Origin of the sequence: Enterococcus sp. ARL09-542, from assembly GCF_005234805.1 — a bacterium.
Taxonomy (GTDB): Bacteria; Bacillota; Bacilli; order Lactobacillales; family Enterococcaceae; genus Enterococcus_D; species Enterococcus_D gallinarum.
Window position 1 is genome coordinate 76107 of the sequence record NZ_QPQX01000010.1, and the last position, 13321, is coordinate 89427.

At 44.4% G+C, this 13321-nt stretch carries 13 protein-coding genes; all 13 read left to right on the forward strand.

The window, feature by feature from the left end:
• The first annotated feature begins 37 nt into the window (after positions 1 to 37).
• The 13 genes from flgM to DVW06_RS11675 all read left to right on the forward strand — a co-directional run bounded on the left by flgM (position 38) and on the right by DVW06_RS11675 (position 13277).
• On the forward strand, positions 38 to 313 hold the full coding sequence (flgM, locus tag DVW06_RS11615; RefSeq protein WP_005472958.1) for a flagellar biosynthesis anti-sigma factor FlgM: 276 nt from the start codon (positions 38 to 40) through the stop codon (positions 311 to 313).
• Positions 314 to 670, forward strand: a complete 357-nt coding sequence (locus DVW06_RS11620) for a hypothetical protein (RefSeq protein ID WP_003129090.1) — start codon at positions 314 to 316, stop codon at positions 668 to 670. It begins immediately after the preceding gene.
• 11 nt (positions 671 to 681) lie between these two features.
• Positions 682 to 2205, forward strand: a complete 1524-nt coding sequence (gene flgK / locus DVW06_RS11625) for a flagellar hook-associated protein FlgK (protein WP_086269323.1) — start codon at positions 682 to 684, stop codon at positions 2203 to 2205.
• A 3-nt stretch (positions 2206 to 2208) separates the two neighbouring features.
• On the forward strand, positions 2209 to 3129 hold the full coding sequence (gene flgL / locus DVW06_RS11630; RefSeq protein WP_003129092.1) for a flagellar hook-associated protein FlgL: 921 nt from the start codon (positions 2209 to 2211) through the stop codon (positions 3127 to 3129).
• A 137-nt stretch (positions 3130 to 3266) separates the two neighbouring features.
• Positions 3267 to 4349, forward strand: a complete 1083-nt coding sequence (locus DVW06_RS11635) for a flagellin N-terminal helical domain-containing protein (protein ID WP_021148989.1) — start codon at positions 3267 to 3269, stop codon at positions 4347 to 4349.
• Between the two features lie 103 nt (positions 4350 to 4452).
• Positions 4453 to 4866, forward strand: a complete 414-nt coding sequence (locus tag DVW06_RS11640) for a flagellar protein FlaG (protein WP_003129094.1) — start codon at positions 4453 to 4455, stop codon at positions 4864 to 4866.
• Between the two features lie 4 nt (positions 4867 to 4870).
• Entirely contained in the window at positions 4871 to 6292 is a 1422-nt protein-coding gene (gene fliD, locus DVW06_RS11645) for a flagellar filament capping protein FliD (RefSeq protein WP_003129095.1), read from the forward strand.
• A 74-nt stretch (positions 6293 to 6366) separates the two neighbouring features.
• Positions 6367 to 6696: a hypothetical protein gene (locus DVW06_RS11650; protein ID WP_005472955.1), complete on the forward strand. Its 330-nt coding sequence runs from the start codon at positions 6367 to 6369 to the stop codon at positions 6694 to 6696.
• A gap of 13 nt (positions 6697 to 6709) precedes the next feature.
• Positions 6710 to 7084: a flagellar export chaperone FliS gene (gene fliS, locus DVW06_RS11655; protein WP_005472954.1), complete on the forward strand. Its 375-nt coding sequence runs from the start codon at positions 6710 to 6712 to the stop codon at positions 7082 to 7084.
• Positions 7085 to 7427: 343 nt separating this feature from the next.
• Positions 7428 to 9146 (forward strand): hypothetical protein, encoded by a 1719-nt coding sequence (locus tag DVW06_RS11660; protein ID WP_137264688.1) that lies wholly within the window; start codon positions 7428 to 7430, stop codon positions 9144 to 9146.
• Positions 9147 to 9362: 216 nt separating this feature from the next.
• Entirely contained in the window at positions 9363 to 9803 is a 441-nt protein-coding gene (locus DVW06_RS11665) for a MarR family winged helix-turn-helix transcriptional regulator (RefSeq protein ID WP_005472952.1), read from the forward strand.
• Positions 9800 to 11515: an ABC transporter ATP-binding protein gene (locus DVW06_RS11670; RefSeq protein ID WP_137264689.1), complete on the forward strand. Its 1716-nt coding sequence runs from the start codon at positions 9800 to 9802 to the stop codon at positions 11513 to 11515. Before DVW06_RS11665 ends, DVW06_RS11670 begins: the two co-directional genes overlap by 4 nt.
• Positions 11508 to 13277 carry an ABC transporter ATP-binding protein gene (locus DVW06_RS11675; protein WP_005472949.1) on the forward strand — a complete coding sequence of 590 codons (1770 nt, stop codon included), beginning with the start codon at positions 11508 to 11510 and terminating at the stop codon, positions 13275 to 13277. The genes DVW06_RS11670 and DVW06_RS11675 overlap by 8 nt, the downstream gene beginning before the upstream one ends.
• Positions 13278 to 13321: the final 44 nt, after the last annotated feature.

Here is a 13321-nt window from a genome sequence, read left to right on the forward strand (position 1 = left end):
TAGTAGAGGGTAGAAGAATGAGAACGGAGGAGAACCTATGAAAATCGAAAGAGGTTACGCAGAATACAGCGACAAGGCCATCAAACGCGATGCGGTCAAACAAGAAAAGCCAACTGCTCCTCAGACAGAAAAAACCGTCGATGTTCAATTGTCCGAAACAGCTCAAGCCATTCAAAAGAGTGCCAATCAAACAGCCAGTCGCAGTGAGCGAGTGGCAGAATTGAAACGAGCGATCAAAGAAGGCACCTACCAAGTATCTGCCGAAACGATCGCCGATAAAATGCTGCAGCAAGATGAAAAGCAGGTCGACTAGATGACAGAGCGGGAATTTGAGCGTCAGCTTCAGCAGTTCTTGCGGTTGCTGCAAAAAGAAAAGACCTGCTTGATCAAAAATCAAGCAGAAAAATTACCAGAACTCGTCGAGAAAAAAACCGCCTTCGTACCCGTTTTTTCCATGTATGAAGGAACTCTTTCAGCGGCGATCAAAGAACTCATCCGCCAGATCCAAGTGCAGCAAGCCGAGAATCTCCTGCTGACGGAACAAGCCATTAGTTTCCAAACCGTTTTGATGGATGCAGTCAAAGAAAATATCAAGACACCAGCAAATACGTATTCGAAATACCAAGAAAAACAAGCTGTCTCAACAGCGATCATCGATCAAAAAATGTAAGGAGTACTTCTATGACAGGACTATTTGGTTCATTAGGCACCGCAACCCGGGGCATGACCGCCAATCAAGCAGCGTTGCAAACCAGCAGCCACAACATTGCAAATACCAATACAGACGGCTACTCAAGACAACGAGTCAACTTGCAAGCCGAAGCGTCTTATCATTTAGCGGGCGTCGGCAGCATCGGTATGGGTGTGAAAGTCGGCAGTGTCGAACGGATCGTCGATGATTTTGTCATTGGACAAGTACGCAATGCCAATTCTACCTATACATATTACGAACAAAAAGCAGACATATTAGGACAGCTGGAAAGTTTAATGAATGAGCCTTCTGACAATGGACTGTCCAAACAGCTGGCAACGATGTTTGATTCTTGGACCGCATTAGCCAACAATCCTGAACTGGATACGTCTAAGACCCTCGTGCTGGAAAACAGCAGTACGTTTGCCGATACCATCAACCAAATGGGCAAACAAATGACGCAGTTGCAAAGCGATACGCTGGATACCATCGAAAAATCCGCGCTGGACTTCAATGAGAAGGTCAAACAGCTGCAATCCTTGAATGAACAGATCTATGGGTTGACGACGAGTGGTGAAACACCCAATGATCTCTTAGATCGTCGAGACAGTCTGTTGAAAGATCTCTCGGGTCTAGCAGGGATCGAAACCAAGACCGATCAATATGGCCGTGGGTTTGTATCCATGAGCGGACAGACGATTTTAAGTGCTGAGGAACGCAATACCCTTAGTGTGGTGGTGGGACAAAGCGACACAGGCGCCTTGGTTTCCAAAGACGGCAACGCCTTGAATCCTGCTGAAACCATTACAGGATCTTATCCAGCTGGAACCATCTTGTTGACGAAAACCACCGACAATGGCGACACCGCCTATACAGAATTGCCGATCAAAGAAGGCGCGATCGGCGGCCTGCAAGCATCATCTGGTGAGATCGGCAGCCGCTTGACGGAATTGAACAACTTTACGACGACGATCGCGCAAGCCATGAACATGGTCTTTACCAGCGGCGCTTCTCGTACTAGCGGTCTATTTGAGATCGGCCAAGATGATACTGGTACAGCCACGACGATTCGGGTCAGCCAAGCACTGTTAGATAACCCAAGTCTGGTGGCCGGCGGAACGAGCAATGCAGCAGGAGATGGTTCAAGAGCCGCTGCAATGGCGAAACTCAGCAGTGCCAAATTGGATTTCCCATTGTCAGAAAAGACGATCGCTTCTTTTGATCCTGAGACATTGACGTTTGCTAATGCAGCATCCGGAATGAGTGTCAGCAGCTATTTTAACAGTATCGTTACCAAAAACGGGATCTCAAAACAGCAAGCCGACAATACGGTCAGTGCTCAATTGTCACTGCTGAATCAACTAGAATACAAAAATCAATCGGTGTCCGGGGTTTCATTAAATGAAGAAATGTCAGATGTGATTCGTTTCCAACAAGGATTTCAGGCCAATGCCCGCATATTATCGGTCGTTTCTGAAATGTTAGACACATTGATCAATCGAACAGGAGTGTAGACCATGCGTATTTCCAATTCAATCACCTACAATGATTTTTTACGAAATCTAGGAACCAACGCCTCCAAAGTCCAATCCACGTTGAATCAGCTATCGAGCTTGAAAGAAGTCAGCAAGTCCTCGGATAATCCACTGCTGGTTTCAAAAATCATGGATCTTAATGTGTCGTTAAATCAAAACAAAACTTACAACAATACGATCAAAGACAGTATTTCTTGGACAAAAGCTCAAGATTCTGCTTTAGAAAGTGTTAGTACCTCGATGCTGCGGATTCGCTCGTTGGTTCAATCTTCTGCCAATGCAACAGCCGGCAGTGAGGAATTAGGCGCAAATCGTTCAGAGATCGAGCAAGAGATCGAAGGCATCGTGGAATCATTAAATACCAACTTTGATGGTCGCTATCTATTTAGCGGAACGAATACGACGACGGCGCCTTTTGAGATCGTCAAAAAAAATGACGCCATCGTCGGTATCAAATACAATGGCTCTAGCGAAGACTTGCCCCGAGAAATCGCAAACGGGGTCTCGGTGGATCTGTTAGCCAGCGGTGATCGTCTGATGAACGAGACGGGTACAGCTGCGGATCCCCAAAATTTAAGCACCTACTTCAATGATTTATTGTCTGCGTTGCGCAGTGATGATAAAGATGCATTAGGGGGCGAGCTTTTAACCGCTCATGACCAGCATGCCACTAATGTGGTGAATGTACGGGCGCAGATCGGCACTCTCTACAATCGCTTGGAGGCAGCAGCTGATCGAAACGAGACGGAAAAGCTGAACTTGACCGAAACACTGTCCAACAAACAAGACGTCGATATTGCGGAAAAGTATATGGAATATCAAAATCAAATGACTGCCTATCGTTCAACACTAGCGATGGGAACAAAAATCATGCAGATGTCCATTCTAGATTACTTAAATTAACCCGAAAACTTTTGTTCTTTGCTGAGAGCAAAAGTTTTTTATTTTTTTTTAGAAAAAAGGCTTAATCCTGAATGGTTTCTTCCGATAAATAGTAGCAGAGGGAAACCTTAGCGAATAAAAATTAGGAGGAACTACACATGAGAATCAATACAAACGTTTCAGCATTGAATACTTACTCACGCCTAACGGCAGCCAACGCTTCTAAAAGCAATTCTTTGTCTAAATTATCTTCAGGCTTACGCATCAACAAAGCTGGGGACGATGCAGCTGGCTTAGCAATTTCTGAAAAAATGAAAGGCCAAATCGGCGGTTTGTCACAAGCAAAAAGCAACGCACAAGATGGTATCTCATTGATCCAAACAGCAGAAGGTGCATTAAATGAAACCCACAGCATCTTAGGGCGTATGCGTGATCTTGCGGTACAAAGTTCAAACGGTACGTTAAGTGATGACGACCGCAGTGCGATCAACAAAGAATACACCGCATTGTCTGATGAAATCGACCGTATCAGGGATACCACTGAATTCAATACAAAAAGCTTGTTAACTGGTGAAGGCGATGATGCGAAATCATTCACTTTCCAAATCGGTGCCAACGCAAACCAAACAATGAGCGTTTCAATCACAAACATGAGCTCAACTGCCTTGAAAGTAAAAGGCTTAGATTTAACACAAGCATTTGCCACAAGCGATATTGCTGCAGCAAAAGATAAAGCAGTAGCGGCTGCCTTCAAAGCAGATACAACAACAAAATATGCAGCGGACGGCAAAGTTGATGCGGCAGCTGGTAAAACAGTTGCCGATTTACAAACAGCCATCGATACAGCAGCGGATGATGCAGCAAAAGCAACAGCTCAAAAAACATACGATGATGCTTTAGCAACATTTACCGCTTCTGATGAAGGCAAAGCAGCAGCAGCAGCAGCGGAAACTGCCATCGTTGAAAACAACCCAATCACAAAAATCGATAAAGCGATCAAAGCAGTTTCTGCACAACGTGCGGATCTTGGTGCGGCGCAAAACCGTCTAGAACACACAATCAACAACTTAGGTACAACGCAAGAAAACCTATCTGAAGCAAACTCACGTATCCGTGACGTTGATATGGCGCAAGAAATGATGAGCTTTACGAAGAGCAACATCCTTTCTCAAGCAGCAACTTCAATGTTGGCACAAGCAAACTCAATGCCTAATAGTGTATTAAGCTTGTTACAAGGATAATTTTTTGATCAGAGGAACTACTGACACAAGGACTGCCTAGGGGAAGCACAGTTCTTGTGTTTTACATAGCAGCACAAAAACGCTTAGAAATGAGGAAGCTCTGATGGATATTCAGCCAATTTCAGGAATACACCCGATCGAAGCCGTTGCGTCGGTCGCTAAGACACGGCCGATTGAAGCCGTAGATCAAGAGGCCACCAACCTTCGCTCGCAAAGCAAAGGGCGTGGATTAACAGAGGAAAAGGAACGGACAGTGGCAACTGAACCGCCGATCCACTATTTTTCAGCAGCCGATCAGCACAAGATCGGAGTCTCCGTGGATGAAGTGAATCAGCTGCTACTGGGCAAAGATATGAAATTGGCTTATGAAGTGCATGAGCGCACGGGGCGGACGATGGTGCGTTTGGTGGATATGCAGACCAACGAAGTCATCAAAGAGATCCCACCCGCCAACATGCTAGATGTGATTGGAAAAATATGGGATGACATGGGGATCGCGGTCGATCGAAAGGGATGAAAATATGGCAAGTGTAACCAGCAGTTCAGGAATCAGTACAACGCTAGGGAGTTATTCTGGCGTGACTTCAGAAGATATTGAAAAATTATTGGCGGCAGATGCGATCAATAAGACCCGCGCTGAGAACAAAATCACGTCGCTTAAAGCACAAAAAACGGCGTGGAGTGATATCAGCACTCGCCTGACGAACTTTTTGTCAAAAGTCGATGCATTACAAAAAGATGATGCTTATCAAACGAAAAAAGCGACGACCACCAATAGCAGTATCGCTTCAATTGCAGGAACAACGGAAGCCCCAGAAGGTACCTATGATTTAAAAATCAACCAACTAGCAACAGCCACGAAGGTGACGGGGAGTCAAGTAGCTCAAAGCAGCAAAACAGCTCTAAATGTCAGTGGTCAGCTGTCATTGACCAGTTCGGAAGTAGATGAAAATGGCAAACCGATCACCGCTTCGATCGAGATCACTGCTGAAGACAGCTTAAAAGATGTGGCAGCTAAGATTAATAGCCAAAGCAAGACGACCTTCGTTGCGGCGAGTATCGTGGATAACCGCTTGATTTTAACGAATACCAAAATGGGCGACAAAAATTTCTTGATCGACGGCAATGCCGCCGAAGGGTTAGGGATCGGTTCAACTGCGACAACGACGCAAGGCCAACCGGCTATTTTTGAGCTAGACGGCATGAAGATCACTCGCGACAGTAACAGTGTGACGGATGTTATCGATGGTGTCACTCTGACATTAGCTAAAAAAAGCGAGGAGCATGTGACGCTTTCTTTAGCCAATGATACCTCGAAAGTCGTTGATGCAGTGCAAGGATTAGTGGATCAATACAATAGCTTGATGAGTTTTATCGATGATAATTTGACCGTGGGAGATCCTAGTAGTGAAAACAACAAGACGGGGACCTTGGTGGGAGACAGTGCGTTGACCCGTCTACAGACTCAATTGCGAAATTTGATCACCATTCCAGCCGTCAGCGGCTCAAAGCTGACCGCTAGTAAGCTAGGCATCTCCACCGTCGATAATGATGGTACATTGGGACTGGATACGACAAAGTTAAAAGAAGCCCTAGCGGAAGATCCCGCTGCTGTGAAGTCCTTCTTTTATGCAAGTACGAAAATCAAAGAAGCCGATGGCACTGCGAGTACGAAAGAGACCGGCTATACACTAGCGCTAAAAGAATTAGCCAACAGCTATGTCGTCAATACTTCAGCCAATAAAGGGATCATTGCCACCAAATCTGCGACCTATGACAGTACCATCAAGGATTTAAACAAGCAGATCACACGGTTTGATGATATATTAGCAATGAAAAAAGAGCGTTACATCACAATGTTCACCAAATTAGACTCCGTGATGATGGAGGCTGAAAATCAGCTGAGTTACCTAAGCAATCAGTTTGCCAATACGTCAAACTAGGCAAGATATACGATTAAAGCAGTCATTTTTTCATTCGCATAAGAAACCCTCGTCAACAAGAAAGGAAACAATCTATGGAGCCACACGTATCATTAGATGAACGTTTGAATCAGATCTTAACTAGTTTTGCAAAATGGCATGGCGACAGCGAAGAAGCCGGTCGTTTGATGGCAGCCAATGCAGTGGTCATAGAAGCCATGCAGGCAGAAGAACAGAGCCATAGTCCCCAAACCAGTGTATTGGCGCAACAAGTGATCCAAGCGTATCAAGTGTTCTTAGACCAGGTCAAAGCCCAGCAGCAAGAGATCAAACAAGAATTAGGACGTTTGAACCGCAAAAATAATCTTGTCAAAACGTATTTGCAGCAAGAAGACAATGCCGCCTTCGTCGAATTTGATTTATAGTGAGGATAAAAAGATGAATTATCAGAAAATGCAAAACAACTACTTAAAGAATCAAGTGATGAGCGCGTCACCTAACAAATTGATTGAAATGCTTTTGCAGGCAGCAATCAAGAATATCAAATTGGCTCAGTTAGCGATTGAAAAACAAGAACTAGCAAAAGCCCATGAACACTTCATAAAAACGCAAAATATTTTGTTGGAGTTGCGTACGTCGTTAGACGAAAAACAAGGCGGCGAAATTGCTGAAGGTCTTGCAGCATTGTATGAATACATGTATCAGCAGCTGATTGAAGCCAACATCAAAAAAGAAGTGGTTCCTGCCCAAGCGGTTGCAGAACTGCTGAGCGAGTTATTAGAAAGTTGGCAGGCCATTACCCAATCAGCTTGATCAAATCTACCGTTTGCTTGCTGATAGACGAAAAGCAAGTATGTATTAAGCATATATAGAGAAAAAAACAACGAAGTGCTGTTTTTAGCCGCTCAAAGTCGTAAACCTCGCGTTTGCGGCTTTTTTATTGCGTTGATGCACTTCGTAATTGTACTTTGTAAAAAGTTATAGAAGGTGTATTTTTTTTGAAGCTGAATTTAGCTTTCATTAGGGGACGCTTCAATAAGGGGGCGCTTCATTAAATTTTTACAATGATACCCTTTTCAAAAAGGCTTATTTTTTACCTTATACGACAATTCTGTTATTCTAAAAAATAAGAACTGTTTTGCAAGGAGGTCATTTAGTGAAAAAAGCAGTTTTATTCAAGCCGACAGTTCTGCAATTGCTCGTTATTTTCTGTGTAAGCCTGCTGCTATTGTTGCCGCAATTGTTTGGCCGTGGCTTGATTTTAGGTTCGGATGCCGTCTTTCATTTTAATCGTTTTTATGAGACGAGCCAGCAAATCAAAGAGGGGAACTATCAATACTTTCTTTCCATTTATGGGTTTCAGCAATCTGGACGGATCGTCAATGCATTGTATGGTCCATTTTTTGCGTATTTTCAAGGGATATTGGTTTTGATCAGCCGTTCCTGGTTCCAGTACCAACTTTTATCGAATGGGTTGCTATACCTTTTGGCAGGAACGTCCATGTACACGTTGCTGCGAAAATTAAAAGTCTCAGGCTGGTTGTCTGTGGGGATGGGCATTCTTTTTATGACGACGTATTCGATCCAATATTGGGTCGAACGACAAGGCTTTTCGGCTTGGGGGGCAGCAATATTGCCTTTTTGTTTCATTCCATTGATCGATATGACGCGCTTTCAACGGATTCGTCCCTTTGCTGTAGGGGTATCAGTGGCTGCGCTGTTTCAAATCCATGTTTTTTCTAGTATTTTATTGGTTTTGATCTATATTCCGTTCTTTTTGCGCACTTTTTTGAAAAGCCAAGATAAAAAGCGGCTCTTGCTCCATTTAACTACTGCAATTGGCATTTTTCTTCTGCTGACTGCCAATATTTGGCTGGCAATGCTTGATCTTTATCAAAGCAATCAATTGTTACCACCTTTTGTGAATCACCATATGGAACGAAATACGATTACGGGCACCAGCAGTTATTGGTGGACATCCCCCTACCTTTTCCCATTGGTCTGTGGGTTGTTTTTTGCCGGCTCTTTGAAGAAATGGCAAGAGATATCCAATGGCTTGAAGCTGATGACTGTCGTTGCGGGCATTTTTTTCCTATTATCGTCTAACTATTTGCCATGGCAATGGTTATCTAGTCTCGAAAACCCATTGATAGAATTGATTCAATTTCCTTTTCGCTTTTTTGTCCCTGCGACAGTGCTGATTCTTGCGGGATTGTGTATTTTGCGGCCCTATTTAGCGGATAGCCGCCTGAATCGGCCGATTTGGCTGATTTTACTTTTAGTTGTCAGTGTGGGTCAGATCATGTTCCAAACCAGTACCAAGATGAGTGAGTGGCAGTCCAGCGATTCCGCGGTGAAAATCAGAAATCACTCCTATCTGTTTGTTTCTGATCAGCAGACGCTGAAAGCGGCTTATTTCAGTCCAGACAAGGCCAAGGCACTGGTGCTGTTCCAGCGGTCAACCCCCGATTATGTTCCCATCTATCGTGACACAAAGGAAAATAAATACGATGCCTATGGGGAACAAATCATCAAGCAAAACACGACAGTGCAAAAAGCAGTGGTTAATGGACAGTTGATTTTGCGCTGGCAAGGGGACGATTCTAGCTGGAAGGCATTACCGGTCATCAATTACCAGCGAACGACCTTACAGCTTAACGGCCAGCCATTGACGCGTTCCGACATCAGAGTGAGTACGATAGGGGCAGTGACTGTTAAGCAGCAGGCAGGTCTCAATGAGCTGATCGTGGATTATGACGCGCCTTGGTATTTTGACTGGGGACTGTGGGTGACAATGGCTGCATGGGTTTTATTGGCTCTTGGTTTTCTTTGGAAAAAGCGGCAGCTGTTTGCTGCAGTTAGACGCCAAAAATAATCAAGGGAACAAATGCCGACGGCCGCTTTCCGACAGCAAAGAATAATGAATTGGCTTAGAGGCCAGAGAAGCAACTGTAGTGGGCAACACTCCAGCACTTCTCTGGCGTCTAAGTTTTTTTAAGAAAAATTTTTTTGGAATTAGTTGCGCCCGCAACTAATTATCTTTATACTGAACCTACTGTATTTACCTTACGGCATTTAAAGGAGAAAAATTATGGAGTCGATCATTCGTTCAATCAATCATATTGCCCGTTTAGCCTCATTGTACCGAGAAAGAGAGCTAAAAAAATATGGGTTAGGTCCCATGCATCATACGTACATTCTAAATGTCTGTCGCAACCCTGGGATCAGTCAAGAAGCTTTAGGTCAGTTGATTTTTGTCAATAAAAGCAACGTTGCTCGCCAATTAGCAGTCTTAGAAGAAAAAGGGTATGTTCGTCGGCAAACGAGCAGTTTGGATGGGCGGCGACAGCTTATTTATCCAACTGAAAAAGCCTTGGCGATGCAACCTATCCTCCAACAATTGTTGAAGCAGTGGAATGAGCAAGCCTTAGCAGGGTTTTCTGAAACGGAACAGCAAAAATTGCTGGCAGATCTGCAAGTAGTAAAAGAAAACTCGCAGCGTGCTTTAAAGAAAGAAGATGAGGTCCAGTGAAGCTACTAAAAAAATACTTGCGCCCATATATTGGGCGTATGTCTCTCGGAATCAGTATCAAGTTTTTTGGGTCTTTGATGGATCTGCTGTTGCCATGGATCCTAGCCTATATCATTGATACGATCATTCCTACAAAAAATGTTTCCGCCATATTCTTGTGGGGCGGTGTGATGCTGCTGTGTTCGGTGATTGCTGTTGTAACCAATATTTTGGCCAATCGTATGGCTTCCAGTGTTGCCAGAGATGCTACTGGCAGCATACGTCATGATCTTTTTGCCAAAGTAGCCTATTTATCGATTCCTCAGATCGAACAAGTCGGTATCCCTTCACTGGTTTCACGGTTGACTACGGATACTTACAATATTCATCAAACGGTAGGCATGATCCAGCGGCTTGGCATTCGAGCACCGATCCTCTTACTAGGAGGCGTATTGATCACAGCTACTTTAGATCCAGTGCTAACAGTCGTATTAGTTGGAGTTTTGCCCTTCACATTAGTTGCCGCTGTTATCATTTCGAAGCGAGGAATCCCATTGTTTGCGCAATTGCAAAAGCGAGTAGACACACTAGTTCGCACCGTCTGGGAAAATGTGACAGGCGCTCGTGTGATCAAAGCATTGTCGAAAGCAGAATATGAAAAACAACGATTTCAGCGAGTCAATCAGTCAGTTGTTGCGGCAGAAACAAAGGCGAACCGAACGATGGCTGCCACACCACCTTTAATGGATTTTTTCCTGAATGCGGGTTTGACATTGGTGATTTTAGTGAGTGCCTATCGAGTGAATGCGGGGCTGACACAGCCAGGGGTGATTATTGCTTTTCTCACCTACTTTACGATCATTCTCAATGCAATGTTAAGCATCACGCGGATTTTCGTGATCGTTTCGAAAGGATTAGCTTCCGCAGACCGTATTCAAGCGGTACTGCGACTACCAGAAGACATGAAGGTCGTTCCCCTTCTGGCAAGAGAAGATGAGGCACACATTGTATTTGACCACGTTTCCTTTACTTATCCTGATGGTACGACCGTCCTGAAGGAAATCGATTTTTCTCTAGACAAAGGACAGACGTTAGGGATCATCGGAGCTACCGGCAGTGGCAAATCGACGATTGTACGTTTACTGCTGCGCTTGTACGATCCGACCAATGGTCAGATCCGCATTAATGGCCGTGATATCCGCTCACTGGATCCTGCAGAGCTGCACCAATATTTTGGCATTGTTTTGCAAAAAGATGTCCTTTTCGCAGATACGATCGAAAAAAATATTGATTTTGGGCGCCGCTTTTCAAAAGAACAAATCGAAGAAGCTGCTGCTAGAGCGCAAGCAAAGGAATTTATCCAGCAGTTGCCGCAACAATTGGCCTATGAACTTCATGCGCGAGGAAGTAATCTAAGCGGTGGTCAAAAGCAACGAGTCCTCCTATCCCGTGCATTAGCTGGTGAACCACAAATTTTAGTCCTGGATGATTCAGCCAGTGCATTGGATTATCAGACAGACGCCAAACTACGCCAAGTACTTAAACAACAATTTGCGGACACAACGACGATTTTGATTGCACAACGAATCGGTTCGATCCAGCATGCAGATAAGATTCTTGTGTTGGAAAATGGCCGCATGAGTGGATTCGGCGATCATGCCACATTACTGGCGACGAATACCATCTATCAGGAAATCTATCATGGACAGACAGGAGGAAGAATCAATGCCTAGCAAGACAGTCGCCGAAAAACCAAAAGAGACGAAAAAAACTGTGAAGCGTCTCTGGCACTATTTGTATGAAGCGAAATGGCTTCTTCTATTATCAGCAGTTTTAATGATGGCTAGCAATCTGTTTTCCTTAGTAGGTCCACTGCTTTCCGGTTATGCCATTGATGCCATCCAGCCAGGTCCAGGAAAAGTTGTTTTTCACCGAGTATTCTTTTATTGCGGATGGATGATTGCTTTTTATCTTTGTTCAGCGGTGTTAAGTTATCTGATCTCATTATTGATGATCCGTCTGAGTCAACGTGTCGTCCAGTCCATGCGCAAAGCGATTTTCAACAAAATTTCTGAATTGCCGATCGGCTACTTTGATCGTATCCAAACAGGCGATATCATTAGTCGAATCAGTTATGATGTCGATACGATCAATACATCATTAGCTAGTGATGCCATCCAAGTGCTGAGTAGCTTAGTCACCATTATTGGTTCGTTTATTATGATGTTGCTGATCTCTCCAGTGCTCGTTTTGATTTTTGTAGTGACAGTGCCTGCCTCGGTTCTATTGACTCGTTATTTAATGAAGAAATTTCAGCCATTATTTCGGCGTCGTTCGCGAAAGCTAGGGGAATTGAACGGATTTGTAGAAGAAATTCTTTCGGGTCAGCAAACGATTAAGATCTATAACCAAGAAGAACCGATCATTGAACGATTTGATGAAAAAAATCAGGCCGCAGTTTCCTCTTATTACAATGCAGAATATTATGGCAGCATGACGGGACCGTCCATCAACTTTATCAACAATGTTTCGTTGTCACTGATCAGTGTCTTTGGCGCACTGCTATTTTTATTCGGTCGTCTCTCTTTAGGAAGCGTCTCCTCCTTCGTGTTGTACTCTCGTAAATTTTCTGGACCGATCAATGAGCTGGCCAATATCTTTAGCGATTTGCAATCCGCGTTGGCAGCAGCAGAACGGATCTTTCGCTTGTTGGATGAAGAACCGGAAGTCTCCGATGTTCCTGATGCCTATGAGTTTACAGAAGTAACCGGGCGTATCCAATTGGATCATGTCTCCTTTGGGTATCAAAAGGATCGCATGATCATTAAGGACCTATCGCTGGACGTTGCCCCAGGCAGTTTAGTCGCTATCGTTGGTCCAACCGGGGCAGGTAAGACCACGATCGTGAATCTCTTAATGCGTTTTTATGATCCGGATCAAGGAGTGATTCGTTTAGATGGACAGGACATCAAAAAAGCGACGCGCAGCAGCTTGCGCAAAAGCTATGCGATGGTGCTGCAGGATACTTGGTTATTTACTGGAACTGTCTTTGAAAACCTGGCTTACGGTAAAGCATCCGCGACTCTTGCTGAGGTAGAGGCAGCGGCTAAAGCAGCCCATGTCCATGAGTTCATTCAACAATTGCCAAAAGGGTATGACACACTGATCACAGAAGATGGTGGCGGGATTTCGCAAGGACAAAAGCAGCTTTTGACCATTGCTCGTGCGATGCTTTTGGATGCGGATCTCTTGATTTTAGATGAAGCCACATCAAATGTCGATACCCAGACCGAGGGGTTGATCCAAACGGCAATGACTGAGCTGATGAAGGGCAAAACGTCCTTTGTGATCGCTCATCGTCTCTCCACTATCCGTCACGCAGATGTGATTTTAGTGGTCCAAAACGGTAATATCGTCGAACAAGGGACTCATGATGAATTATTAGCTAGAGCAGGTGCGTATGCAGCCCTTTACCAAGCACAGTTTGATGAATAAGCAACGAATAGCTTGACTCAGAAGAAGCAGCTTAGCAGTTGGAC